36 protein-coding genes are annotated in these 20,528 nt (G+C 71.5%); 19 read left to right on the top strand and 17 right to left on the bottom strand.

Translation table 11 applies throughout. The annotated features are described in order from the left end of the window. Position 1 precedes the first annotated feature (1 nt). From ACWERV_RS17020 to ACWERV_RS17000, 5 genes are read left to right on the top strand one after another with little or no spacing between them, the layout of a single operon-like run. On the top strand, positions 2-2,710 hold the full coding sequence (locus ACWERV_RS17020; protein ID WP_452933528.1) for a hypothetical protein: 2,709 nt from the start codon (positions 2-4) through the stop codon (positions 2,708-2,710). A 12-nt stretch (positions 2,711-2,722) separates the two neighbouring features. Then, a complete protein-coding gene (locus tag ACWERV_RS17015; RefSeq protein WP_452933526.1) occupies positions 2,723-3,157 on the top strand; it encodes a hypothetical protein in 435 nt (144 codons plus the stop codon). Beyond that, positions 3,157-4,188 (top strand): DUF1906 domain-containing protein, encoded by a 1,032-nt coding sequence (locus ACWERV_RS17010; RefSeq protein WP_452933524.1) that lies wholly within the window; start codon positions 3,157-3,159, stop codon positions 4,186-4,188. The genes ACWERV_RS17015 and ACWERV_RS17010 overlap by 1 nt, the downstream gene beginning before the upstream one ends. A 41-nt stretch (positions 4,189-4,229) precedes the next feature. Then, positions 4,230-4,487 carry a hypothetical protein gene (locus ACWERV_RS17005; protein ID WP_452933522.1) on the top strand — a complete coding sequence of 86 codons (258 nt, stop codon included), beginning with the start codon at positions 4,230-4,232 and terminating at the stop codon, positions 4,485-4,487. A gap of 3 nt (positions 4,488-4,490) precedes the next feature. Continuing rightward, the gene (locus ACWERV_RS17000; protein WP_452933521.1) at positions 4,491-4,838 is read left to right on the top strand and encodes a hypothetical protein; all 348 of its coding nucleotides are present in this window, start codon (positions 4,491-4,493) and stop codon (positions 4,836-4,838) included. A 653-nt stretch (positions 4,839-5,491) separates the two neighbouring features. Here the strand turns inward: ACWERV_RS17000 and ACWERV_RS16995 are convergent. The 8 genes from ACWERV_RS16995 to ACWERV_RS16960 form a co-directional block, all read right to left on the bottom strand. Next, the gene (locus tag ACWERV_RS16995) at positions 5,492-5,647 is read right to left on the bottom strand and encodes a hypothetical protein (RefSeq protein ID WP_452933519.1); all 156 of its coding nucleotides are present in this window, start codon (positions 5,645-5,647) and stop codon (positions 5,492-5,494) included. A 251-nt stretch (positions 5,648-5,898) separates the two neighbouring features. Further along, complete coding sequence (locus ACWERV_RS16990; protein ID WP_452933517.1) at positions 5,899-6,129, bottom strand: hypothetical protein; 231 nt, start codon at positions 6,127-6,129, stop codon at positions 5,899-5,901. A 94-nt stretch (positions 6,130-6,223) separates the two neighbouring features. Continuing rightward, positions 6,224-6,976, bottom strand: coding sequence for a hypothetical protein (locus tag ACWERV_RS16985; protein ID WP_452933516.1), 753 nt, complete (start codon positions 6,974-6,976; stop codon positions 6,224-6,226). Beyond that, positions 6,976-7,458 carry a hypothetical protein gene (locus tag ACWERV_RS16980; protein ID WP_452933514.1) on the bottom strand — a complete coding sequence of 161 codons (483 nt, stop codon included), beginning with the start codon at positions 7,456-7,458 and terminating at the stop codon, positions 6,976-6,978. Before ACWERV_RS16980 ends, ACWERV_RS16985 begins: the two co-directional genes overlap by 1 nt. Then, positions 7,455-8,138 carry a hypothetical protein gene (locus tag ACWERV_RS16975; protein ID WP_452933512.1) on the bottom strand — a complete coding sequence of 228 codons (684 nt, stop codon included), beginning with the start codon at positions 8,136-8,138 and terminating at the stop codon, positions 7,455-7,457. The genes ACWERV_RS16980 and ACWERV_RS16975 overlap by 4 nt, the downstream gene beginning before the upstream one ends. After that, positions 8,135-9,049, bottom strand: a complete 915-nt coding sequence (locus tag ACWERV_RS16970; protein ID WP_452933511.1) for a winged helix-turn-helix transcriptional regulator — start codon at positions 9,047-9,049, stop codon at positions 8,135-8,137. The genes ACWERV_RS16975 and ACWERV_RS16970 overlap by 4 nt, the downstream gene beginning before the upstream one ends. A gap of 77 nt (positions 9,050-9,126) precedes the next feature. Continuing rightward, complete coding sequence (locus ACWERV_RS16965; protein ID WP_452933510.1) at positions 9,127-9,300, bottom strand: hypothetical protein; 174 nt, start codon at positions 9,298-9,300, stop codon at positions 9,127-9,129. After that, positions 9,300-9,473, bottom strand: a complete 174-nt coding sequence (locus ACWERV_RS16960; RefSeq protein ID WP_452933509.1) for a hypothetical protein — start codon at positions 9,471-9,473, stop codon at positions 9,300-9,302. The genes ACWERV_RS16965 and ACWERV_RS16960 overlap by 1 nt, the downstream gene beginning before the upstream one ends. A 163-nt stretch (positions 9,474-9,636) precedes the next feature. Here ACWERV_RS16960 and ACWERV_RS16955 point away from each other — a divergent pair, with 163 nt between their 5' ends. The 3 genes from ACWERV_RS16955 to ACWERV_RS16945 are packed head-to-tail and all read left to right on the top strand — an operon-like array spanning position 9,637 to position 10,650. Beyond that, on the top strand, positions 9,637-9,939 hold the full coding sequence (locus ACWERV_RS16955; protein ID WP_452933507.1) for a hypothetical protein: 303 nt from the start codon (positions 9,637-9,639) through the stop codon (positions 9,937-9,939). Continuing rightward, positions 9,932-10,303, top strand: coding sequence for a DUF6221 family protein (locus ACWERV_RS16950; protein WP_452933505.1), 372 nt, complete (start codon positions 9,932-9,934; stop codon positions 10,301-10,303). The genes ACWERV_RS16955 and ACWERV_RS16950 overlap by 8 nt, the downstream gene beginning before the upstream one ends. Next, a complete protein-coding gene (locus tag ACWERV_RS16945; protein ID WP_452933503.1) occupies positions 10,300-10,650 on the top strand; it encodes a hypothetical protein in 351 nt (116 codons plus the stop codon). The genes ACWERV_RS16950 and ACWERV_RS16945 overlap by 4 nt, the downstream gene beginning before the upstream one ends. Positions 10,651-10,710: 60 nt before the next feature. Here ACWERV_RS16945 and ACWERV_RS16940 read toward each other — a convergent pair whose 3' ends face one another. Further along, positions 10,711-11,010 (bottom strand): hypothetical protein, encoded by a 300-nt coding sequence (locus tag ACWERV_RS16940; protein ID WP_452933501.1) that lies wholly within the window; start codon positions 11,008-11,010, stop codon positions 10,711-10,713. 117 nt (positions 11,011-11,127) lie between these two features. Here ACWERV_RS16940 and ACWERV_RS16935 point away from each other — a divergent pair, with 117 nt between their 5' ends. The 3 genes from ACWERV_RS16935 to ACWERV_RS16925 all read left to right on the top strand — a co-directional run bounded on the left by ACWERV_RS16935 (position 11,128) and on the right by ACWERV_RS16925 (position 12,461). After that, the gene (locus tag ACWERV_RS16935) at positions 11,128-11,376 is read left to right on the top strand and encodes a hypothetical protein (protein WP_452933499.1); all 249 of its coding nucleotides are present in this window, start codon (positions 11,128-11,130) and stop codon (positions 11,374-11,376) included. A gap of 159 nt (positions 11,377-11,535) precedes the next feature. Further along, positions 11,536-11,988 carry a Panacea domain-containing protein gene (locus tag ACWERV_RS16930; protein ID WP_452933497.1) on the top strand — a complete coding sequence of 151 codons (453 nt, stop codon included), beginning with the start codon at positions 11,536-11,538 and terminating at the stop codon, positions 11,986-11,988. Positions 11,989-11,990: 2 nt separating this feature from the next. Further along, on the top strand, positions 11,991-12,461 hold the full coding sequence (locus tag ACWERV_RS16925) for a hypothetical protein (RefSeq protein ID WP_452933495.1): 471 nt from the start codon (positions 11,991-11,993) through the stop codon (positions 12,459-12,461). 53 nt (positions 12,462-12,514) lie between these two features. Here ACWERV_RS16925 and ACWERV_RS16920 read toward each other — a convergent pair whose 3' ends face one another. After that, positions 12,515-12,763, bottom strand: a complete 249-nt coding sequence (locus ACWERV_RS16920) for a hypothetical protein (RefSeq protein WP_452933493.1) — start codon at positions 12,761-12,763, stop codon at positions 12,515-12,517. 24 nt (positions 12,764-12,787) lie between these two features. Beyond that, positions 12,788-13,132, bottom strand: a complete 345-nt coding sequence (locus ACWERV_RS16915) for a DUF6011 domain-containing protein (protein WP_452933492.1) — start codon at positions 13,130-13,132, stop codon at positions 12,788-12,790. A gap of 106 nt (positions 13,133-13,238) precedes the next feature. Here ACWERV_RS16915 and ACWERV_RS16910 point away from each other — a divergent pair, with 106 nt between their 5' ends. After that, positions 13,239-13,781: a hypothetical protein gene (locus ACWERV_RS16910; RefSeq protein ID WP_452933490.1), complete on the top strand. Its 543-nt coding sequence runs from the start codon at positions 13,239-13,241 to the stop codon at positions 13,779-13,781. A gap of 102 nt (positions 13,782-13,883) precedes the next feature. Here the strand turns inward: ACWERV_RS16910 and ACWERV_RS16905 are convergent, their stop codons facing one another. The 4 genes from ACWERV_RS16905 to ACWERV_RS16890 all read right to left on the bottom strand — a co-directional run bounded on the left by ACWERV_RS16905 (position 13,884) and on the right by ACWERV_RS16890 (position 15,048). Beyond that, positions 13,884-14,216, bottom strand: coding sequence for a hypothetical protein (locus ACWERV_RS16905; protein ID WP_452933488.1), 333 nt, complete (start codon positions 14,214-14,216; stop codon positions 13,884-13,886). After that, positions 14,213-14,530 carry a hypothetical protein gene (locus tag ACWERV_RS16900; protein WP_452933487.1) on the bottom strand — a complete coding sequence of 106 codons (318 nt, stop codon included), beginning with the start codon at positions 14,528-14,530 and terminating at the stop codon, positions 14,213-14,215. Before ACWERV_RS16900 ends, ACWERV_RS16905 begins: the two co-directional genes overlap by 4 nt. Positions 14,531-14,579: 49 nt before the next feature. Continuing rightward, the gene (locus ACWERV_RS16895; protein WP_452933485.1) at positions 14,580-14,783 is read right to left on the bottom strand and encodes a hypothetical protein; all 204 of its coding nucleotides are present in this window, start codon (positions 14,781-14,783) and stop codon (positions 14,580-14,582) included. Between the two features lie 73 nt (positions 14,784-14,856). Next, the gene (locus ACWERV_RS16890; RefSeq protein ID WP_452933483.1) at positions 14,857-15,048 is read right to left on the bottom strand and encodes a hypothetical protein; all 192 of its coding nucleotides are present in this window, start codon (positions 15,046-15,048) and stop codon (positions 14,857-14,859) included. 87 nt (positions 15,049-15,135) lie between these two features. Between ACWERV_RS16890 and ACWERV_RS16885 the strand changes: the two genes are divergently transcribed. From ACWERV_RS16885 to ACWERV_RS16865, 5 genes are all read left to right on the top strand, one after another. Continuing rightward, the gene (locus ACWERV_RS16885) at positions 15,136-15,399 is read left to right on the top strand and encodes a hypothetical protein (RefSeq protein WP_452933482.1); all 264 of its coding nucleotides are present in this window, start codon (positions 15,136-15,138) and stop codon (positions 15,397-15,399) included. Continuing rightward, positions 15,389-15,895 carry a DUF6879 family protein gene (locus tag ACWERV_RS16880; RefSeq protein WP_452933481.1) on the top strand — a complete coding sequence of 169 codons (507 nt, stop codon included), beginning with the start codon at positions 15,389-15,391 and terminating at the stop codon, positions 15,893-15,895. The genes ACWERV_RS16885 and ACWERV_RS16880 overlap by 11 nt, the downstream gene beginning before the upstream one ends. 7 nt (positions 15,896-15,902) lie before the next feature. Further along, a complete protein-coding gene (locus ACWERV_RS16875; RefSeq protein WP_452933480.1) occupies positions 15,903-16,757 on the top strand; it encodes a helix-turn-helix domain-containing protein in 855 nt (284 codons plus the stop codon). A gap of 117 nt (positions 16,758-16,874) precedes the next feature. Continuing rightward, entirely contained in the window at positions 16,875-17,093 is a 219-nt protein-coding gene (locus tag ACWERV_RS16870; protein ID WP_452933478.1) for a hypothetical protein, read from the top strand. Further along, a complete protein-coding gene (locus ACWERV_RS16865; protein ID WP_452933476.1) occupies positions 17,090-17,410 on the top strand; it encodes a hypothetical protein in 321 nt (106 codons plus the stop codon). Before ACWERV_RS16870 ends, ACWERV_RS16865 begins: the two co-directional genes overlap by 4 nt. Before the next feature lie 637 nt (positions 17,411-18,047). Here the strand turns inward: ACWERV_RS16865 and ACWERV_RS16860 are convergent. Continuing rightward, positions 18,048-18,293 (bottom strand): helix-turn-helix domain-containing protein, encoded by a 246-nt coding sequence (locus ACWERV_RS16860; protein WP_452933475.1) that lies wholly within the window; start codon positions 18,291-18,293, stop codon positions 18,048-18,050. A gap of 800 nt (positions 18,294-19,093) precedes the next feature. On the opposite strand from ACWERV_RS16860, the gene ACWERV_RS16855 reads away from it, so the two are divergent. Both ACWERV_RS16855 and ACWERV_RS16850 read left to right on the top strand, forming a co-directional pair. Continuing rightward, on the top strand, positions 19,094-19,594 hold the full coding sequence (locus ACWERV_RS16855; protein ID WP_398181432.1) for a MarR family transcriptional regulator: 501 nt from the start codon (positions 19,094-19,096) through the stop codon (positions 19,592-19,594). Positions 19,595-19,764: 170 nt separating this feature from the next. Beyond that, positions 19,765-19,956: a MarR family transcriptional regulator gene (locus ACWERV_RS16850; protein WP_398181430.1), complete on the top strand. Its 192-nt coding sequence runs from the start codon at positions 19,765-19,767 to the stop codon at positions 19,954-19,956. A gap of 29 nt (positions 19,957-19,985) precedes the next feature. Here the strand turns inward: ACWERV_RS16850 and ACWERV_RS16845 are convergent. After that, the coding region (locus tag ACWERV_RS16845; RefSeq protein ID WP_452933473.1) for an MMPL family transporter at positions 19,986-20,528 on the bottom strand (543 nt) is incomplete at its 5' end.

Genomic DNA, 20,528 nt, shown 5'->3' with positions numbered 1-20,528 from the left:
CATGGGATTCCCGGACGACGCGGACACCGGCCTGCGGGCCGAGATCCTCGCAGGGGCATGGACCGACATCACGTCGGACACCATGATCGGCCAGACCATCACGATCACCCGCGGGCGCAGCGACTACACCACCCAGGCCGACCCCACTCGCGTCGACCTGAAGCTGCGTAATCCGGACGGGCGGTACGTTCCCCAGAACCCCATGGGGCCGTACTACGGGCTGATCGGCCGCAACACCCCGCTCCGCATCAGCGTGCCCGGCGACGAGGTGTACCTCGACCTCGACGGCAGCACTACCCGCATCGCGACCACCCCCAGCGTCACCGCTCTCCAGATCACCGGCGACATCGACGTGCGCGCCGAGGCCACGGCGAACTGGCACGACCCCAACCTGCACCAGTCCATCGTGGGCCGGTGGGGCACCGCCGACGCGGACGCCCTGTGGGTGCTGTGGATCCGAGAAGGCCAGCTCTCGTTCTCGTGGCAGTCCACCAGCGGGTTCTGGTTCATGACCGCCGACGTGCCCGATGCCATGCCCGCGCGCGCGGCGATCCGCGCCACACTGGACGTCAACAACGGGTCCGGTGGGGCAACGTCCACGATCTACTGGTCGGACAGCATCACCGGCACCTGGACGGCGCTCCCCGCCTTCACCGCCACAGGCGGCGCGGGAACGCTGGTCACCGGCACCGTGAGCCTCCAAGTCGGCCCGGAGGACACCACCGGCACCAAGGACATGGTGCCCATCGTGGGGCGCGTACACGCTGTAGAGGTCCGGTCGGGCATCGGCGGCACCGTCGTCGCGAACCCCTCGTTCGAGTCGCAGGCGGCCGGCACCACCGGCTTCACCGACAGCGCTGGCCGGGCGTGGACGGTGCCGCCGGGCGCCCTGACGGACCGCGACGTGCGCGCGGTGATCGAGGTCCCGTCGTGGCCCGGACGCTGGGGCCCTTCCGGGCAACTCGTCACAGCCGCACTCACCGGCGCGGGCATCCTGCGCCGCCTTCAGCAGGGCGCGTCCGCGCTGGACTCGACGCTGCGGCGCCGCATCACGAGCTGGCCCACCACGGTCGCGTACTGGCCGTTCGAGGACGAGCACGACGCGACACAGGCATTCAGCCCCATCCAGAGCACCATCCCCGCTCGCGTGACCGGCGCCCAGTTCGCGTCTGATGACACCCTCCCCGGGTCCCTGCCGCTACCCACATGGCCAGCGCTTTCGTCGTTCGTCTGCACTGTTCCGGTGGCCACGCCGTCGTCGTGGCAGGTTCAGTTCGTGTACGCCCTCGACTCCGCGCCGGGGGCTTACATCACACTGGTCACGATCACCAGCACGGGCACCGTGCGGACGTGGACCGTTGACTACCAGGCCGGGAATGTCCGGGTGCGGGGGACCGACAGCGACGGCAACCTCGTGATCGACCAGGCGCTCACCGTGGGCACGGACATCATCGGCCCGTGGACCCGGCAGGTCTTCTCCCTCACCCAGGTCGGCGGCAGCGTCCAGTGGCACATCGGGTGGATCGTCGTCGGTGTCAGCGGTGGATCGGGCACGGGCTCGTACACGGGCACCATGGGGCGCATCTCCGGCATCCGCCAGACCTTCGGGAACTTCAGCAACCTCCGCCTCGGGCACATCGCTGTGTTCTCCGACGCGGAAGCCACCGCGTTCGACTCGGCCGACACCGGGTTCTCCGGCGAGTCCGCTGCGCAGCGGGCAATCCGCGTGTGCGGCGAGGAGGGCATCCCGCTCACCGTCCCCTACGGAACGGCCGGGGCGGCACCGGTCGGCCCACAGGGCGCGGGCACAGCGCTTTCCATCGTCCAGGGCGCGGCGGACGCGGACGTCGGCATCGTGTATGAGCCCCGTGACGCGATCGCGCTTGCGTACCGGCCACGGACCAGCTTGTACAACCAGACTCCTCGGCTGGTCCTCGACTATGCGCAGCAGCAGGTGGCTCCGCCGCTGGAGCCGGAGGACGACGACCAGCAGACCCGCAACGACATCACCGTCTCCCGGACCTCCGGATCCAGCGCGCGGGTAACGCTCGATACCGGGCCGCTGTCCGTGCAGGACCCCCCGGCCGGTGTGGGCCGGTACACCGACAGCCGCACCGTCAACGTGCAGACGGACGGGCAGCTTCCCTCCCTTGCTGGGTGGTTGGTGCACCTGGGTACATACGACGGAGTTCGGTACCCGAAGGTCACGGTCTTCCTCCACCGCAGCCCCGAGCTAATCGCCGCCGCCCGGACTGTGGACGTGGGCGACCGTATCCAGATCGCCAACCTCCCGCCTTGGCAGCCCCCAGGCGGGGCGGATCTGATCGTGCAGGGCATCACCGAGACGATCGGAGTGCGGACCTGGACGATCACGTTCACGTGCACACCAGCCGGGCCGTGGACCGTGGGCATCGCGGGCAACACAGTCTTGGGCAAAGCCGACACGTCCGGCAGCACGTTGTCTGTGGGCATCAGCGCCACTGCCACCACCCTCAGCGTGGCCTACACCGGCGCCCGCTGGACCACCGCGCCCACACAGTTCCCGTTCGATCTGCGCATCGGGGGCGGTGAGGTTGTCACCGCCACGGCGTGCTCCGGCACCAGCAGCCCCCAGACATTCACGGTGACGCGCGCTGTCAACGGAGTTAGCCGCAGTTGGGATGCGGGCGCGAAAATCCAGCTCGCAAATCCGATGGTTATTGCCCTTTAGGAGGCGCACAGAATGGGTTTTCTTGCGGGTGAAACCGTCACCGCGGACAGGCTCAATCGCCTCCAGCCGACCGTGTATTTCGCCATCGGCAGCGGAATGGTTGTGGGCGCGCAGACCAACGCTGATGTTCCGAGCGCCACGATCACGCTGACGACGCAGACGGCAGGCGCCACGTACACCGCCGAGTGCGTGTGGGATGTGGACCTGACCGGGGCAACCACGGCCACTGGCACGGCACGGATGATGCTGGACGGCACGGCGCAGCCACCCCTGGCCGTATTCGGGCAGGAGGTGGCGACGGATCGCCTGACGACTGCGCAGAACTATTCCGGCACCCTCGCAACTGCGGGCAGTCACACCTTCAAATTGGTGGCTTCTCCGGCGGCGAATCAGCAGATTCAGGGCGTCAATTCGAGCATCAAAGTCACGATCTACGAGGTGGTCTGATGACCGAGTACGACGGCGTGGATTACGCCTGGACCCACCCCGGCGGCGCCGCGCTGAAGGCCGCCGGGAAGAAATTCGCCTGCCGGTACCTGAGCAACGGTGCGACCAAGAACATCTCCAGGGCCGAGGCCGACGACCTCGCCGCGCACGGGGTGTCCACGGTCGTGGTCTGGGAGAGCACGGCCACGCGCCCGCTCTCGGGCCGCGCCGCGGGCATCACGGACGCGAAGACCGCGGCGACACAGGCTGCGGCTGCCGGCATGCCGCCGTCGAGGCCGATCTACTTCGCTGTCGATTTCGATGCCACCGCGAAGCAGATGCCCACGGTGCTCGCGTACCTCGACGGCGCGGCCTCGGTGCTCGGTACCAGCCGTACCGGCGTGTACGGCGGCTACGACACCGTGAAGGCCGCTCTCGACGGCAAGCACGCGGCGTGGGCGTGGCAGACCCGCGCGTGGTCCGAGGGCCACTGGGACCCGCGTGCGCACATCCGGCAGGGCGCCACCAAGACGATCAACGGCGTCTCTTGTGACCTCAACACCGCGCTCGCTGACGACTACGGCCAGTGGACGCCGGGGCATGCCCCCGCGGTCGAGGCCGCCCCGCACACCGCACCGGCCGCGCCCGCGACCGCCACCACCAAGGACACCGACATGCCGCCGACACTGCTGACCGAGTCGTCCGACACCGACAGCCCGCTGCCTGCCGGCCGCTGGACCACCATCGCCATGGCGAAGGACAGCGCGCTGCTCCAGGGGCCGTGCACATACCAGCTGACGGCCTACGTCACGGTCAAGGGCGCGCCGGGCACCCGGGTGACCGCGCGCTGCTATGACCTGCCGTTGGCCACGCAGCGGCACTCCTCCGACCTGCCGGTGGACCTGGGCGTCATCGGCGCGGACGGGATCCTCAATGCGGCGGTGTCCCGGCCCGGGGCGCTCGTGAAGGACGAGCAGTTGAAGGTCGAACTCTTGCCGGGCGCGGACGCCACAGTGGCGTACCGCGTCCTCCGCGCCCTCGTCTGGCGCTGACCCATCTCCCTGTCCACCATCAGCAGAAACGGATCTTCATCATGAGCGACATCAACCTGCCGCCTGTCGGCACCATCGAGAAGCAGGCGCTGTCCTACGGCCGGGACCTGCTGGAGCGGGTCCTGTCGTCCGCGCTCGGCGGACTCGTCGGCGGCATCGTCATCACCGAACCCCTGAACGGGAGCATGTGGTACGCCGCCGGTACAGCTGGGGTGGCTGCGGGCTTCTCCGTCGTCAAGGGCCTGCTGGCCCGGCTCTTCGGCGACAAGAACTCCGCCTCGCTGGCCAAGGGCGCCTGACCGGTGGCCGACGAGCCGACCACGAGCGAGCTGATGCGCCGCCTGGAGGATGTAAGAACCGACCTCAAGGAGGATCTTCAGCAGGTCGCGGCCCGGCTCGACGGCAAGGTCAACGCGGACATGCTGGCCCTACAACAGGCAGCTCAGGATGAGCGGGCCGCCGTGCTCGGCGCCCGCCTGGCGGCCATCGAGGAGGCCCGCCGCAAGGAGGCCGAGCAGCGTGAGGATGAGCGGCGCGCGATCGCGGCGCAGCGGGCGTCGGACCGTCGCCTGGTGCTGACCGCGCTCATTGCGCCGGTGCTGATCGCCCTGCTCACCGCATGGCTCCAGACGAAGGGGGCCAGTTCGTGAAGAGGGGGCAGGAGCGGAGGACGGACGTCCTGGTCGCTGCGAGCGTCGTCCTCGGGCTGGCGCTCCTGGCGTGGGTCGTCATCACGATGCAGCAGCTCGCGCACGACCTGACCCAGGCCAACGCCGCGAGGGACCAGCTGGCGCACCAGGTGCAGCAGTTGGGGGCGACGCCGGTGGCGGGGCCGCCGGGGTCGCGCGGTGCGCCGGGGGATTCGGGGCAGCAGGGTGCGAGCGGGCCGTCTGGTCCGCCGGGGCCCGAGGGTCCGACCGGTCTGCCGGGCTTGCCGGGGAGTCCGGGGCCGACGGGCCCGACCGGGGTGTCGGCGACGGGGCAGCCAGGCGCGGACGGGGCGGCGGGTACGGACGGCGTGGCCGGGCCTGCGGGACCGGCTGGCCCGCAGGGTGACCCGGGCCCGGCCGGGCCCGCCGGTCCGCAGGGTCCCGCAGGTCCGTCCGGCCAGACGTGCCCGGACGGCTACAGCCTTCAGGCGCCCGCGGGTGATCCGGATGCGTTGGTGTGCCGGAGGGATGGGGCGCCGCAGCCTACGACTCCGGCGCCGACTACGCCCGCGCTGCTCGACCGGCGCCGCACCTGATGCAGCAGCAGTACGCCCCCGCTCGGCTACGGCCGGGCGGGGGCGCCTTCGTCACGCTCAGATGATGTTGCGCAGCCCCCACAGGATCAGGGTGACGATCGCGGTGCCGACACCGCGAGCCGCGCCGAGCTTCACCTCGCGCTTCACGTCGCTGCTGGTGACGTCGGGCGCAGTCGCCTTGTGGCGTTGCTCGCGCGCATGCGAGTATGGCATTGGTCCTCCTAGCCGTCGGGGTTGGTGATGACCGTGCAGGGAGTCCTTCCACCGAGGCGCCAACCAGGGGTGGAGAGCAGGGCTCCCTTTTGCACGTCCTGCCCGAAGTCTAGTGGCTCGTTTCGGCGTTGAGCCCTTCGTCGCGGACGCCTCACCACAATCGGTGGTGGTGGAGCCCTATCCAACCACTAGATGTCGGCAGAATAGGGGGGGACGGCAGGCGTGTGTTCCCTCGCCCGGAGCCAGGACCGTCAGCGCGCGAGCAGCGCCAGCAGGAGGACCACCGCGAGCACGCCCAGCGCGACCACCGCGGTGCGGTCCACGCCCGCGCGGGCCGCCCGCTGGAGCCGCTCGCCGTCGGGAATGTGGCCGCCGTGTGCGTACCGCCGATGCCGGTCGCGTTCGTGCTCGACCGCAGCGCGGGTCCGCACGACGGGGCTCGTGGTGGCGCACTGCTCGCACCTGTACCGGTAGGCCGACATGCCGCCCAGCGTAAGGCTCGTGATGCCCCGTCGGGTAGGTAGGCACTGGGTAGGCGGCCGGTAGGACACAGCCTGACCTGCTGGTCCTACCGGCCTACTGCTGGCCATGGACGGTGAGGTGCGGGGAGCGGGGAGCGGCCTCGGGCAGCCCGTCGGCGGGCCCCGCGGGCGGGGTGCTGGTGGGCCACACGGGGGCCTCCTCCAGGCCCGGCGGGAGGGCGTCCACGCGCACCCCCTGCCTGTTGATCTGGCGCCCCCCGGGGAGCGTCAGTTTGAGCTGATCGGCGACGGGGATCCGGGCGTCGGCGAGAACCGCGAGCAGCTCTTCCCGGGACCGGCCGGGGAGGCGCGCGAGGATGTCGTCCAGGTGCGCGCCCTTCCACCCGTGCGGGGCCGCGATCTCCCGGACGGTACGGACCACCGTCCACCCGTCCAGCGGGACCGTCTCCTGCCCGGCGGGCGCCGGGGGAGCGGCCGCTCCCCCACCCTTGATGATCTTCCTCTTCTCGGGGTTCACCGGAGGTGCCACAGCCCACGCCGCGATCACCCACCCGCCCATGGCCACCCACCCGATGACCTGCGCATACGGTGCCACCAGGTGCAGCACCGCCCCGCTGACCACGACCACCACGGCGCCCCCCATCACCACGCTCAGCGCGGCCACCCCGAGGGACTCCAGCCGGTCACCCGCCGTCGTGCCCGCGGTCGCGTGCGCCCAGGCCGCCGTCAGCCCCCGCCGGGCCAGGCGTCCGGCGCACCGGCAGATCACCAGCGACCCCGCGACCAGGGCCCGCCCTACCTCACGGCTCCCCCGGAACGGAATGAGCAGCTCCTCGCGCAGGCTCATCAGTGGCCGCCGGTCAGGTGCGTGATGACCATCCGGATGATGTTCACCGCGATCCCCCAGACGCCGCCGGCCACGCCGTACGCCGCGGCGGCCGACACCCCCAGCAGGGCGGGCCAGATGGTGCGCCGCCACTTCGGGCCGAACGTCAGCAGGGTCAGGGCGAGGGCGACGCCGCCCGCCCCGGGGTCACCGAGGCCGCTGCCGGGCCCGAGGACGGAGGTGGGGACGCTGCCGATGCTCGCGGCGGTGGAGGCCCAGGCGCCGCCGGCGGCGATCCACAGGGTGCCGGTGACGATGCCTGCGACGCCGATGCCGTCGCGGGTGTGGATAACCTTGAGGCGGTCGGCTTTGCGAGTGCCGAGGATGAGGGCGATGGCGGCGCCGAGGGCGAGTCCGGAGAGGGTGATGGTGCCGAGGATGTGTCCGCCCTGGATGGTGGGGGCCTGGGCAGGGGCGGCGAGGAACGTGGCGGGGATGGTCATGTCGTGGCTCCGGGGGCGTAGAGGGCGAGGGCGAGCAGGGCGGACGCGAGGGGGATGCGGCAGGCCCACGCGAGCGGGGGCCACCATCCGCGGGTGCGGCGGTCGACGAGGACGGCGGTGGCGGTGATGAGGCCGGTGCCGAGGGCGAGTGCTCCCCCGGTGCTGGTGTCGTGGCCGCAGGCGGCGATCCAGCCGCCGAAGAGCGGCTCGGCCCCGAGCGCCCAACCGGCACCGGCGGCGCTGCCGGTGTAGAGCAGGACGCGCACCCGCGCGGGCAGGCCCGCGTAGGCGGCATGGGCGCGGCGTACGGCCGGGGCGGCCGGACGTGGGACGGGTACGGTGCCGGGCTTCGTGGCGGGCTCGGGCGGCTGGCCGACGTCTTCCCACCCGCCCGCAGGCTCGTCGTCGAGGTCGTCCTCGTCGGCGTCCGGCTCGGGCACGTCGACCGGCTTCCGGCTGGCGTCGAGGAGGGGCTCGCGGCGCCGCCAGTCGGGGAGGCGCGGTGCCGCGGGCGGCGGGGCGGGCCGGTCGTCGAGGATCTCGTCGAGCCAGTCCCGCGTCCGCTCCCCCTCCCCCGCAGGCGGCAGGGGCGGTGGTGGCGGGGTAGGGCGCGCGCCGTCGAGGACGCGCAGGAGGTTGAGGCGGGCGCGGCGCTCGTCCGCGCCGGGCGTGGCGGTCATGAACGGCCTCCCTGACGGGCTTCGCGCAGGTAGCGCTTCGCGGTGGCCGGGCTCACGGCGAGGGCCTCGGCAACCTGGCCCGAGGTGAGCCCCGGGTCCTGAGCCAGAAGCTCAACGACCCGCGCAACGGACTGAGCCCGCTGAGCCGACTGAGCCACCGTCGGGGCCGTGAACCCGAAGGTCCTGCCCTCGACGGCGGGGGGTTGAGCGGGCGGCTCAGACGTGGTGGCCAGCGAGGACGTCACTGCGACCGGTCCCGTTGATCCGAGCGGCTCAGGTGCCACAGCCCCGGGCTCAGCGGCCGGGTGAGCGGCGGGCTCAGCCGGGGTGAGCCCGAGCGGGCGGCGGCGCTCCAGCTCGGCGCGCTTCCGTAGCCGCTCCAGGCCCACCGCGAAGTCGGCCTCGTCGCGGGCGAGTGTCACGTCGGCCTGCGCCCGGATCAGGGCGATCTCCTCGGCGGCGTCCCGGCGGATCTGGGCTGCCTTCATGCGGGCGAGGTACTCCGAGTCGCGGATCACGTCGTTGATCTCCGCTTCCTGCCCGGGGGTGAGCGCGGTTGGGTCGCGGCGCAGCCGGATGTCACCGAGCCATGCGGCTTTCGCGACGATCGGCGGGAGTGCGCCGGCGATCGCGGCGGCGGGGTTGATCGTGGTGCCGTGGTAGGCGAGGAGCCCGCTGGCGCAGACGAGCGCCGCCCACCCGCAGGCCCGCACGGGCTTGCCGCCGATGCCCTTGTAGTCGAGGAACTGCACGACGCCCCACAGGCCGTCGACGCTGGCGGCGGCGAGGAGTCCCCACGGTCCGGAGGCCATGAGGTCGGTGATGCTGTAGCCGGTCCAGGCGAGCGACACGAGGGTGAAGAACACGGCGACGGGCGTCATGGCGGTCGCGCGGTCCCGGGTGCCTCGCATGTGTGGTCCTTCCTGGGGTGGTGCCGCGCCCGGCGGCCGTGGGGGAACGGGTTCGCCGGGCGCGGCGGTCGAGGGGGTTAGCGGCCGCGGCGGAAGATGCCGCCGCCGAAGCGGGCGCGGTCCTGCTGCTCCCAGCGCTCGGCTTCGCGGGCGGCTTTGGGGATGCTGCGGCGGTGTTGGCGGGCGCGGCGTGCGGATGCGGCGTCGGTGCGCTCGGTGTCGCGGCCGCCGAGCCAGGACAGGCCGGGCATCAGCCGCGGCGGTGGAACGTGTGGGGGGTGGCGCTGCTGTGCCCGCCGGTGTGCTCGTTGCTGCGCTGCTGGTAGTCGTTGGCGCAGGCCTCGACGGTGGCGGGCTCGGCCGCGACGGTGTTGGGCTGCGGCCCGGGGGTGGGCTCGGGCGTGGGGGTCTCGGTACGCTGCATGGGATCTCCAGTGCTGTCACAGGTGTGGAGGTCCGGCCCCGGCCATATGGAGGTGCAACTCCGGCCGGGGCCGTTCTACTTGGGCAGTGCGTGCTGCTTGCTGACCACCGTAGGGGTCCCCTACAGTTCACGCAAGCGGCCCGCCGAGAACGGAAGGGCTGACGTGGGCGACGAGGAGGTGCGGCGCGTGGCGGACGCCCTGGACACGGTGGAGGCGATCCCCGACCGCGAGGAGCGGGTGAAGGCGAAGAGCCGGGTGATGGCCGCGCAGGCCGAGCGGAACAAGGACTGGTCGCAGGAGCGGGACGACCTGATCCGCGAGCTGTGGGATGGCGGGGCCGGGTTGTCGTATCAGGCGATCGCCGATCGGCTGGGGCTCAAGAAGGCGACGGTGCAGGCGGTGTTCCGGGGGAAGGGGTCGGGGACGACACGCCCGCGGGTGAAGAGGGAGAGTAGCGGTGGATGACCTGGTGGTGTTCCTGCGGGCCCGGCTCGAAGAGGAGGCCGAGCGTGCCCAGGCGGCCGGGGCCGCCGAGTGGTCGCTGCAAGAGCACGAGGGGGACACCGTGCTGATCTACGACTCGCATGGGGAGCCGGTCGTCTACGACGAGGGGTGGCCGTCCGCGTCGCAGGCCCGGCATATCGTGGATCACAGCCCGGCGCGGGTGTTGGCCGAGGTCGAGGCGAAGCGGCGGATCCTCAACGCCCGTGATGCCGTAGCCGCTGGCGATGACGGCTACGGCGCGGCGGCCCTGGGAGACGTCGTCGTACAGTTGCTCGCGCTGCCGTACGCCGACCACCCGGACTACCAGCAGGAGTGGCGGCCGTGACCGGCCTCATCCAGCGCATGGCCGCATGCCCCGACTGCCGCACGCTCGCCGTCGACTACGGCACGAACCTGGTCCGCTCCCGCCGGTGGAACGCGAACCCTCGGGACTGGGGCCTCCCCCTGGCGGTGACCAGAGGCAACCTGGACGACCACCTCATTGCTGCGCACGCTGACTGGCTGCCCGAGCGGCAGCCGGACTGCGATGCGTGCGAGGCATGGTGCGAGCAGTACGTCATCGGCCCGATCGTGGAGGGTGAGGCGCTGCACCGGGCGTGGCATCTGTGCGCGCAGCTGAGGGATGCGTGTACCCCTGGTAGCGGTGCGCTGACGGTTCTGATCGACGCCTGATCCCGGACAGAACGCCGCCCCGCCACCAGCAGCACGGTGGCGGGGCGGCGGCGTACCAGGTCAGACGCTGATGGAATCCGCTACGGACCGTTCAACCTCCGGGCCGACGACCCGCTTGGGCTCCTGGTAGGAGATGGTGCGGATCGCGCTGGCGGCCACGACGTAGACGGTGAACTCGTCGTTGCCCGGGTCGAGGTCCTGGGCGCCGGGGTGCCGGGGGTCGATGTGGACGAGTCCGGCGTCGAAGGCGACGCGGACGTTGCTGAGGTTCTGCTGCATCTGGGATGTGGACGCGGGGTTCGGGATGAGCGCGTCGGTGAGGCGCACTTCGTGTGCGTTGCGCCAGTTAAGGGTGTTCATGGGGGTGGTTTACCGCATGGGTCGGACAGTTCGGGCGGAGATCCGGAAACCCGCCCTTTGGTCACAGAATGATGACGGCCCGTACGGTGGCGCGGGGCGGCCCGGACAATCGCGGGCATGTCGAACGAGACCCCCGCGCCCGCGCCCGCGCGCCCCTGGATACGCCAGAAGACGACCATCGCCGGCATCGTGCTGCTGGTGTTCCTCGGCTGGTCGCTGGCCGCGAACCGGTGGACCGACCGGGGGTGCGATGCGATCCCCCAGTCCTACACGCTGGTGATCACGCACTTCGGTACCCCCGGTGAGGGCCAGGGGTGTGAGAGCGAGCCGGGCGGGCCGGCCTACACCGACGATTACAACGACTGATAGGCGCCGAGGATCCGCGTGAAAGCGTGTTCCACCTGTCAGTGGGGAACGCTAGCCTTACCGCGATTGGGTGGGCTTTCCGCCGCCGTAGGCCCCTCGGAGCGCACGTGGGGACGCTTCGTCTACGGTGGGGCGGAGAACACCAGAGGGGACCCCATCATGGCCACCGTCCACGACGTAGCCGCCTACATCTTGCGGCAGGCTGCGCCGATGTCCGCGATGAAGCTGCAGAAGCTCTGCTACTTCTCGTACGGCTACCACCTTGCCTGGGAAGACCGCCCCCTGTTCCCCGAGCGCTTCGAGGCTTGGGCGAACGGGCCCGTTGCCCCCGCTCTGTACAACCAGCACCGCGGCCGGTTCCAACTCGATAGTGACGCCATCGACGGCGACCCGACCAACCTGGACGAGGGCGAGAAGGAGTCGATCGATCTGGTCCTCGACGGGCTCGGGGGCTTCACCGCCCACGAACTGTCCGAGATGAGCCATCGGCCCGGCCCGTGGCTGGACGCCCGTCGCCGCGCCGGCGTACCGGACATGGCGCGCTCCAACGAGGAGCTGCGAGACGAGGAGATAGCGGACTTCTTCGGGGCCCTCATCGATCACGAGGACTGACCATGAGCGGGGGGAAGAAGAACGCGAAGAAGCCGGTCAAGATCCCGCCGCAACGTGGGGCCGCGGGGGAGAAGCGGGTCGGTGCCCCTCGGACTCTGCTGCCATCCGCGGGCCGGTCGGACTCGCGGATCTGCTGGCGCTTCACGCACGTCGACAACGAGGGCCCGTGGGGCTTGGCCGGGTTGAGCCAGGCGGAGACGGCCGAGCTGCTGGCTGCGATGACGAAGTTCGAGAGCCAGACGATCAACGAGTTGTTCCACATGGGCGAATGGCCGGGGAAGTGCCACGACGTGGACACGCTGCCGAGCAAGGAGGCTCGGGACCGGTTGGTGGCTCTTGGGTTGTCCGACCAGACGAAGGTCTGGAAGCTGCGGATCGGTGGCCCTGGGCGGTTGTGGGGCTTCTTGATCGGCAATGTGTTCCATGTGATCTGGTGGGACCCGAGGCACGAAATCTGGCCGAGTAGCCGCTGACGTGGCAGTGCCCCGCGCGCGTGGGGGTTCGGCGAACGGGGCAGCTGCGCGGGCTACTCGGGCGGGAGCATCACCTCCGCGCCCGCCTGGATCACGTCCATCATGAACGTCACCGGGTCGGCAAACCCGGGGAACGGGATGTCGTGGCCGTGCGCGCAGGTGATCTGCGGGACGTCGCCGATACCGCCGCGGATCTGGTGGCAGCGGGTGGCCCCGCAGGAGGCGCAAGCCAGGATGATGGGGCGGCCATCGCCGTGGAAGTGGATCTCTCCTCCGATGGTGGCGTGCGGGTCGTCGGGCATGTGTCTCCAGTCGTGGCGGGGTGGTCAGGCGGCGAGGCTGAGGATGGTGGCTGCGACGCGGTGATAGCAGACGTGGCGGCCCTTGACCCCGGCGGGGCAGGTGCAGCCCTGGGCGGCGGTGCGGTAGGTGCGGGCGCCGTCGCTGCTGATGACGGCGAAGACGCGGCGGCCGCGGAGGGGGAGGATGCCGCCCTGCTCGATCAGTTCGGTCGCCTTGGTGATGGCGTCCGGCTTGGCGGTGGTGGCGGTTGCGGTGGTGGCGCGGCGGATCTTGCGGTGGCAGGTGGGGCCGTAGCCGAGGGCGATGGAGCGGGGGGAGCGGAGGGTGCGGCCGCAGTGGTGGCAGCGGGTCTGTTCGGTGGTGGCCATCGGGTCCCCCTCGGCGATGCGGCTAACCTTGTGGGCACAAGGTAATCAGAAACCGTGTCCCCACACAAGGGGTTGCGTCAGAGAAACCCTGTGGGAACATGAGCGCATGGCCCCAGACCCCGAAGCCGACCACACCTTCAGCACCAAGTTCCGCATCCCCCGCCGCATGTGGGACACCTACGGCCGCGTCCTCGGCGACCGCGACCGCTCCGCCGACCTCCTCGACCACGTCCGAACCGTCATCGCCACCCACGGCACCGACGAAGACCGGGCCGAGCTCGCAGCAGCCGACACGGAGCTGGCTGAGCGCCGGGCCCGGAAGGGCGGCCGCCCGCGAACTGCAAACGCCGTGGCCAAGGTGGGCGACGCCGCCGTGCGCGCTGCTGCGGCCTTCGACGAGGTGGCGGCATCGGCGGGCGCTGAAGCCGCCTCGGTGCTCGCGCGCGCGGTGGCGGCGCAGGATGGCACGTGGGACACCGGCCGCGCGGTCACTGCCTTGCGGGACGCCGGGGTGCCGCACGGCGCGGGGGATCGAGCCGAGGAGAAGCAGGCCCGGACCGCGCTGCGCGTGCTGGCCGACGAGGGCGTGCTCGTGCAGGTGGACAGTCCCGGCAGCGCGGCGGTCTACCGGCGGTCCGATCTGCGCTGATTGGCGTATGGCCCACCCGCCCCGTGCGGCGCAGTCTTGCCCCACCCCCCGCAGGTGTCCCCGCCGGGACGGTCGGCCCCCTCACCGGCGGCGCGGGCACCCTCACGCCGAGGGGCGTGTCTCCCCCGTGATGCGCCCCTCGGCGTCCCAGTGCGTGTCGATCGGCTCCCCGGGTGAAGGCTGCACGGGCCGGATCGTCGCCGGGCCCCACGCGTAGAAACGGCTCGCCGTGCTGGAGCAGCCGGGCAGGCGCACGCTCAGGTGGTACACCACCGTGCCGTCCGCGCGGTCCTCGCGCTGCTCAAGCGCCGCCGGGCACCATTCGCCGCCCAGCAGCACCTCGACCCGGGGCGGGATGCGCCAGTAACGGGTGCGCAGGGGCCCGTCACCGGGCCGCCAGACGGGCACCTCGCGCGCGCCCGCGGGCTCGGTCACGCCTCGGGCTCGGCGGCCAGCGTCTCGCGGGCGGCGCCCCGGATCGCCACCTCGTTGTCGTACGTCGACACGATCCCCGCCTCGATGAGCGCGGCCGCGCGAGCCTCCGCCGCGGCGACCGCAGCCTGGTGCAGCTGCGCGTACTCGGCGTCCTCAGCCTCGGTCCAGGGCCGCAGCGTCTCCGCCCCGGCCGCTGCCGCCTCCGTGCGGCGTGCGGCGTCGACCGTCTTGCGGTGCTTCTCCACCGCTGCCCAGGCGGCGTCTACGGTGCGCTGAGCTGCGGATACGGTCTCGGGGATAGGGGTCTCGGCCATGAGTGCAGCCTACGGCGGGGCGCCGACAGCCGTGTATCCGGGCAGACGCCTACTCTCCCTCGCCGGCGAGGCGGGCGTCCCGGTCATCGTCCGCGCGCTGCACCATTGTCAGCAGCACTGTCGCCAGGTGTAGGTACTCGCCCTGCGACCGCCTCTCGGCGGGCGTCACCGCGTCCCACCCCTGTACGTGCCACGCCATCCGGTCCACGAGCGGCACGTCGGGCATCTGCTCGGGCGCGGGCTGCTGGTCCACGGGTCCTCCTCGGTTGGGTGGTCCGAGGGTCGCAGGGGCGTGTCGCAGCTATGTCGCAGGCCGCCCCGGTTCCCTATGCGGGGACGGGCCCGCGGTAATGCCAGAGCAGCGGGTCCTCGCCCTCGTCCGGAGAGTAGTCCGCTCGGTCCTCCCAGCCGTCGACGACCTGGTACACGCCACCCTCGATGTCCTCGTCGGCCCAGTCGCTGACGTCCATCTCCTGCCCGTCGAGCGGCCCACCGACGTACCTCACCAGCCGCGTCACGCGCCCACCTCCCCCTCCACCAGCGGTGCTTGACGGTACCGAGCACCACCCAGGATGCTCAACTCCCCGCAACCGGAAGGTGGCAGCATGTCACTGAAATTCCTGGGCATCCTCCCCAACAGCCCTGACGGCGACTCCCCGACGCTCTGGCTCGACACCGACACCGGCGACCTCCTCATCCAGTCCTACCGGGCCACCGAGGAGGAGGTCGCCCGGTGCAAGGAGGTCGGCAGCGTTCCCGGGCACTCGACGGACGTCCCCGCACACGAGACGATCATCCGGCTGCCCAAGGTGATGCGGCAGTTCCTCCCGCCCCTGGACGACACCCCTGAGGAGACCGGTGGCCAGTAGCCTCCCCGACCGGCTGCGCGCCGCGCAGCACTCCGCCGTGCACCTGGAGATGCGCGACGGCTACATCCCCACCGACCCGCAGTTCATCGCCTGGCAGGCTGACCGCACCCTCGACGTAGCTGCCCTCGCCGGCCACGAGGCGTGGGTCGACCTGGTCCGTTCCATGGTGACCCGTGGCGTGACCGTGCGCCGCGCCCGGATCGTCTCGGAGCCGGTCAGCGAGTACATCCGGTACGAGCACGCCACCACCCCCCGGAACCTTGCGGCGGGGGAGGAGGTGCGGTGGCTGTCGCGCCGGCAGGCGTCGGATCTGGCGCTGCCGGGGAACGACTTCTGGCTCATCGACGGGCGGCTGGTGCGCTTCGGGCACTTCGACGGCGACGGCAACCTCATGCCGGAGGAGTGGACCGAGGAGCCAGCGGTCGTCGAGCTGTGCCGCGCGGCGTTTGAGGTGGTGTGGGCGCGGGCCGTCCCGCACGAGGACTACAAGGTCTGAGACGGGCGTGCCCGCTTCGTCGTCGTCCAGTGCGCAGGCCGCCCGCCAGGCGCTCGCCGCCCGACTGCGCGACCTGCGCCTGGACGCCGAGCTGGGAGTCCGCGAGTTCGCAGCCCTCGCGGGGTGGTCCCACAGCAAGGTGTCCCGCATCGAGACCGGCCGCACCGCGCCCGCGCCCGCGGACCTCCGCACCTGGGCCACCCTCTGCGGCGCCGGTGACCAGGCCGACGATCTCACCGCTGCGCTGCGTACGGCTGAGGGCATGTGGGTGGACTGGCGGCGGATGGAACGCTCCGGGCTGCGGGCCGCGCAGCAGGCAGTGCGCCCGCGGTATGAGCGGGCGCGGGCGATCCGCGGTTACCACTCCTGGCTGATCCCGGGATTGTTGCAGACCGCCGGGTACACCACGGCGGTGCTGCACGCCACGCGCCGTCGTCGCGGCATCGCGGTCGACGACGTCGACGAGGCGGTCGCCGAACGCATGGACCGCCAGCGCGTGCTGCACGGGCGGCATCGCACCTTCGGCTACGTCATTGAGGAGGCCGTGCTGCGGTCGGGGATCGGCGGCGCCGAGGTGATGCGGGAGCAGCTGTGGCGGCTGATGGCCGCGGGCACGATGCCGACGGTGAGCCTGGGTGTCATCCCCCAGCAGCCGGACCGGTCGGCGATGAGGCCCGTGGAGGACTTCGTGATGTTCGACCGGGAGCAGGTGAACGTGGAGCTGATCTCCGGCTACCTGACGATCACCCAGCCGCGGGAGATCGAGATGTACACGGTCGTCTTCCGCGAGTTGCACCAGCTCGCCGTGTATGGGGAGCGGGCCCGGGATCTGATCCGGTCGGCGATCGTCGCTCTCGGGTGAATCCGTGCACCATCGTGCACCACGCTGGAGCGTGGGCCAGGGCTGTCCCTAGCGTCGTGTGAGGACCCCGCGGCCGCGCCACGGCCCGGGGTGTGGCCACGCCGGGAAGGGCGCAGCATGGAGACCTTACCCCCCGCTGAGACGACCGCGACCACGACTGGACAGCAGGCGGTCGCCGACCTCCAGCGCCTGCTCTACGACCTCGGCGCAGACCCCGAGGTGGTCCGCGGCGTCTCCGCCTGGGCTGACCTCGGTGAGCGCGAGTACGTCCATGTCCCCTCGCTCCCCGCGGACCTGGTGGCCCGTCTCGTACGCCTGCTTGCGGGCACACCGTGACCGGGGCCGTCTACACGGTGCGGGAGTATCTGGACGCCCCGCTCCGGCAGACGCAGCGCACCGCCGATCTGGAGGCGCTCACTCGGCGCTTCGCAGGGCAGCCACTGCCGGGCACCGTCGCCGACCTCCGCGCCGCCTTGCGTGAAGGCATCGGCATGGAGGACTTCCGGCGCCTCCACATCCTGATCAGCCAGCTCTACCACCAGTGCAACGCCAGCATCCCCCTGACCCGCTGCCTCCGCGCCGAGGTGAGCCGCGCACTCACCCGCAGCCGCCGCACCACCCGCACGCGAGAGGAGGAGACCCGTGTCCTGTGACAACCCGAACTGCCGCAAGATGGGCTGCGGCACCGACCCCCGGTGAGCGCTCCGCTGATAGGGCGCCGGGACGCGCCACCAGCTCTGCCCGAGATCGCTCCCCAGGCGCCGCGCCGCTGTCACCACTGCGGGCGCGTCACGACCGCGTGGATGGTCTGGGACCGCCGTGCCGACCATGGGCCCGTAGAGGTCGTGTGGTGCCGGGACATGCGCACGTGCGGGGAGACGCGGCGGGCGCGCGTGCAGCCGCGGACGTGGCTGGCCGCGCCACGGCGCGGTCGTTGAGACCGGTCCCGGCGGGCCGATCTGCCGGGGTCGTATCGCCTGTGCGGCCCGGCTCCCCCGTGCCGGGCCGCGCAGGCACCCCACCCCACCCCACCCACACGAGGAGATGAGCATGACCGAGCCCACGCCCGACCCGGCGCCCGCCGAGCCCCCGGCCGACCCCACACCCGACCCGGAGCCAGAGCCAGAGCCGGTGCCCCCCCGATTGCCGTCGCACAAGGTCTTCATGTAGGCCCAGGCCCAGGCCCCTGACCGTCCGTTCCGCCGTGGGCCCACGGAGCCCCTATTGGGCGGCGGCACGGGCACGCGCCCGCCCCCGGCCACTCCTCCTGTCGAGCGCCGGGGGCGGGCCCTACCGCGGCGGGTCCTGGCCGAGCATCGTCTCCACGCTGACGCCGAGGGCGTCCGCGAGCTGGAGGAGGACGTCGAGGCCCGTGGACACGGCGCCGTTCTCGGCACGGATCACGGACGTCCTGTGCACCTCGGCCGCGTGCGCCAGCTCCTCTACGGTCCATCCGCGCGCCGCCCGCCACAGGGCGATGCGGTGGCCGAGCGCGTGGCGGCGAGTGAGGACCCATGCGGGCCGGGGGTCGGGCACACGGCCCACGCTCGGGCGAAATCGGATCTTGTGTCAGTAGCAGATATGCGACCATCCAGACCGGCTCGTGCAGCAGCTCCTTCGCGCGAGGGAACTCCACCCAGATGGTGGACTGTGCGGGCTGGCGCCGGGCCCCGTGCCGTACCTTGGCCGGGGCCCGTGCGCTGATCAGGCCAAACTCGAAGCGGAGATACGCCAAGTGCCCCTGATAAGTACGGGGTAGCATCTCCGCAGGAAACAGCAGGTAAGCGTAGCGTTCAGCACGGCATAGCTTCTAAGCACTTGGCCGCAGGTTCGAGTCCTGCCGGGGGCGCTTCTGCGCGGCCGGTGCCTCCCCCAGAGGCACCGGCCGTCGCCTTGCAGCCTGCGCCCGCGCCGCACCCCGGCGGCACGTGCCCCGTCGATCACGGACGTCCACCGGGATCCACTGGTTCGGGCGGCCCGAATCTAGCGGGGTACGCGTAGCGACGACGTAAAGGAACCCGGCGGTCCGCTGGCGCCGTTTCGGCGCCTCCGCCTGCGGTATCCGTGGGCGCCGCACCCGGCCGACGAGGCAGGGACAAGGGAGGCGGACAACCTCGCCATTCCCCTCCGCCCCACTGGTCAGCAGGGGTAGCGGCCTTTTGCCTAAGTCGTATGAGCTGCTTATGGGGTTGTGAGAGGGTGTGCACCAAAGCCACCTCTGCCGGACCGCAGATGCGGCAGCCGGAAGGATCACGTCCGCCCGGACGTCGCGCCGCGGTGGTGCGGTAGTTTTTTGCCTGTCCCCGCGTGCTAGCGATTACGAGGATCGTCTGCGTATGGATTCCACACTCCCCGGGACCACGTCGGCAGCTTCGGCAGCACGGCGGCGGAGGCGACTGACTCACCGCATCCAGGACGGCCTGCGCGATCTCAGCATCCAGATGGCGCTGCTCAACCACCAGGTGGGCATGCACCTCGATCTGCGGGACGCCGACCTGGAGTGCCTGGACCTGATCAGCCGGCACGGGCCGATCGGACCGACCGCCCTCGCCAAGCGCGCCGGCATGCACCCGGCGACCCTCACCGGCGTGCTCGACCGGCTGGAGCGGGGCAACTGGGTGGTGCGCACGCCCAACCCCGCCGACCGCCGGTCCGTTCTGGTCCAGGTGGTCAAGGAGCGCACGACCGAGGTGGCGCGGCTCTTCACCGCGATGAACAACGCGGTCGACGGAATCTGCTCCGACTACGACGACGCCGAACTGCTCCTGATCGCCGACTTCCTGCTGCGCACGGCACGTGCCGGACGCCTGGCCACGGACGAGCTGGCCGACAGCTGACCCGGGCCTCCACCCGCCTCCTGGCGTACTGTTACCTGTTCGCGACATTTGTCACCGTTACGCGGGTTCCGCGTCACAGATGATCGACAGGCCCACGTGGCTTCCCCACCGGCGACGTTGCCAGGGCGAGTGTGCTGACGGACAGTCACGCTCGCTCGGGAGGTAGCGATATGCCGGACCGGACTCTTTGGTCGTACGCGGACATCGCGACGTACATCCGCGTGCAGGTCGACACGGTGCGCTCCTACCGCAAACACGGGCACCTCCCCGATCCCGACCGCGTGGAGGGCGGCAAGCCGTACTGGTACGCCGACACCATCCGGGCCTGGAGCGCCCGGCGGCCGGGAAACCGCGGCCGCTAGCCGCTAGCCGCTAGCCGCCGGGCCGGAGGTCAGCTCCTGCCCGCCGGTTCGGGGTCCCGCCGCCCGCCGGGGCGCGGGGCTCCGTCGTCCGTTCCCCCGTGGGCCGCGTCCCCGCCCTCGGATATGCCGAACCGCTCGTGGAAGCGGCGCAGGACGGGCGGCGCCCACCAGGTCGCCCGCCCGGTCAGCCGCATCACCGCGGGCACCAGCAGCGTCCGGATCACCATCGCGTCCATCAGGACCGCCAGCGCGATGCCCAGGCCCAGCATCTTGGTGTTGGCGACCCGGGACATACCGACCCCCACCATCACCACGGCCAGGATCACGGCAGCGGCGGTGATCAGCCCGCCGGTCCGCCGCAGGCCGAAGACGATGGACGACTGGTGGTCGCCGGTCCGGTCGTACTCCTCCTTGATCCGGGAGAGCAGGAACACCCCGTAGTCCATGGACAGTCCGAACGCCACGCAGAACATCAGCACCGGCAGGCTCGTCTCTATGCTGCCTGTCGCGGTGAAGCCCAGCAGCCCGGACAGATGGCCGTCCTGGAAGACCCAGACCACCGCGCCGAACAT

This window comes from Streptomyces sp. NPDC004031 (assembly GCF_053604375.1).
Note: the sequence above shows the minus strand (reverse complement) of the source record. Positions and strands in the feature narration are given on the sequence as shown.

Bases quoted from the DNA above. Each gene is read 5' to 3' on its own strand.
- ACWERV_RS17020 (WP_452933528.1), top strand. From the start codon at position 2: ATGGGATTCCCGGACGACGCGGACACCGGCCTGCGGGCCGAGATCCTC.
- ACWERV_RS17015 (WP_452933526.1), top strand. From the start codon at position 2,723: ATGGGTTTTCTTGCGGGTGAAACCGTCACCGCGGACAGGCTCAATCGC.
- ACWERV_RS17010 (WP_452933524.1), top strand. From the start codon at position 3,157: ATGACCGAGTACGACGGCGTGGATTACGCCTGGACCCACCCCGGCGGC.
- ACWERV_RS17005 (WP_452933522.1), top strand. From the start codon at position 4,230: ATGAGCGACATCAACCTGCCGCCTGTCGGCACCATCGAGAAGCAGGCG.
- ACWERV_RS16995 (WP_452933519.1), bottom strand. From the start codon at position 5,647: ATGCCATACTCGCATGCGCGCGAGCAACGCCACAAGGCGACTGCGCCC.
- ACWERV_RS16990 (WP_452933517.1), bottom strand. From the start codon at position 6,129: ATGTCGGCCTACCGGTACAGGTGCGAGCAGTGCGCCACCACGAGCCCC.
- ACWERV_RS16985 (WP_452933516.1), bottom strand. From the start codon at position 6,976: ATGAGCCTGCGCGAGGAGCTGCTCATTCCGTTCCGGGGGAGCCGTGAG.
- ACWERV_RS16980 (WP_452933514.1), bottom strand. From the start codon at position 7,458: ATGACCATCCCCGCCACGTTCCTCGCCGCCCCTGCCCAGGCCCCCACC.
- ACWERV_RS16975 (WP_452933512.1), bottom strand. From the start codon at position 8,138: ATGACCGCCACGCCCGGCGCGGACGAGCGCCGCGCCCGCCTCAACCTC.
- ACWERV_RS16970 (WP_452933511.1), bottom strand. From the start codon at position 9,049: ATGCGAGGCACCCGGGACCGCGCGACCGCCATGACGCCCGTCGCCGTG.
- ACWERV_RS16965 (WP_452933510.1), bottom strand. From the start codon at position 9,300: ATGCCCGGCCTGTCCTGGCTCGGCGGCCGCGACACCGAGCGCACCGAC.
- ACWERV_RS16960 (WP_452933509.1), bottom strand. From the start codon at position 9,473: ATGCAGCGTACCGAGACCCCCACGCCCGAGCCCACCCCCGGGCCGCAG.
- ACWERV_RS16940 (WP_452933501.1), bottom strand. From the start codon at position 11,010: ATGAACACCCTTAACTGGCGCAACGCACACGAAGTGCGCCTCACCGAC.
- ACWERV_RS16935 (WP_452933499.1), top strand. From the start codon at position 11,128: ATGTCGAACGAGACCCCCGCGCCCGCGCCCGCGCGCCCCTGGATACGC.
- ACWERV_RS16930 (WP_452933497.1), top strand. From the start codon at position 11,536: ATGGCCACCGTCCACGACGTAGCCGCCTACATCTTGCGGCAGGCTGCG.
- ACWERV_RS16925 (WP_452933495.1), top strand. From the start codon at position 11,991: ATGAGCGGGGGGAAGAAGAACGCGAAGAAGCCGGTCAAGATCCCGCCG.
- ACWERV_RS16920 (WP_452933493.1), bottom strand. From the start codon at position 12,763: ATGCCCGACGACCCGCACGCCACCATCGGAGGAGAGATCCACTTCCAC.
- ACWERV_RS16915 (WP_452933492.1), bottom strand. From the start codon at position 13,132: ATGGCCACCACCGAACAGACCCGCTGCCACCACTGCGGCCGCACCCTC.
- ACWERV_RS16910 (WP_452933490.1), top strand. From the start codon at position 13,239: ATGGCCCCAGACCCCGAAGCCGACCACACCTTCAGCACCAAGTTCCGC.
- ACWERV_RS16900 (WP_452933487.1), bottom strand. From the start codon at position 14,530: ATGGCCGAGACCCCTATCCCCGAGACCGTATCCGCAGCTCAGCGCACC.
- ACWERV_RS16885 (WP_452933482.1), top strand. From the start codon at position 15,136: ATGTCACTGAAATTCCTGGGCATCCTCCCCAACAGCCCTGACGGCGAC.
- ACWERV_RS16870 (WP_452933478.1), top strand. From the start codon at position 16,875: ATGGAGACCTTACCCCCCGCTGAGACGACCGCGACCACGACTGGACAG.
- ACWERV_RS16855 (WP_398181432.1), top strand. From the start codon at position 19,094: ATGGATTCCACACTCCCCGGGACCACGTCGGCAGCTTCGGCAGCACGG.
- ACWERV_RS16850 (WP_398181430.1), top strand. From the start codon at position 19,765: ATGCCGGACCGGACTCTTTGGTCGTACGCGGACATCGCGACGTACATC.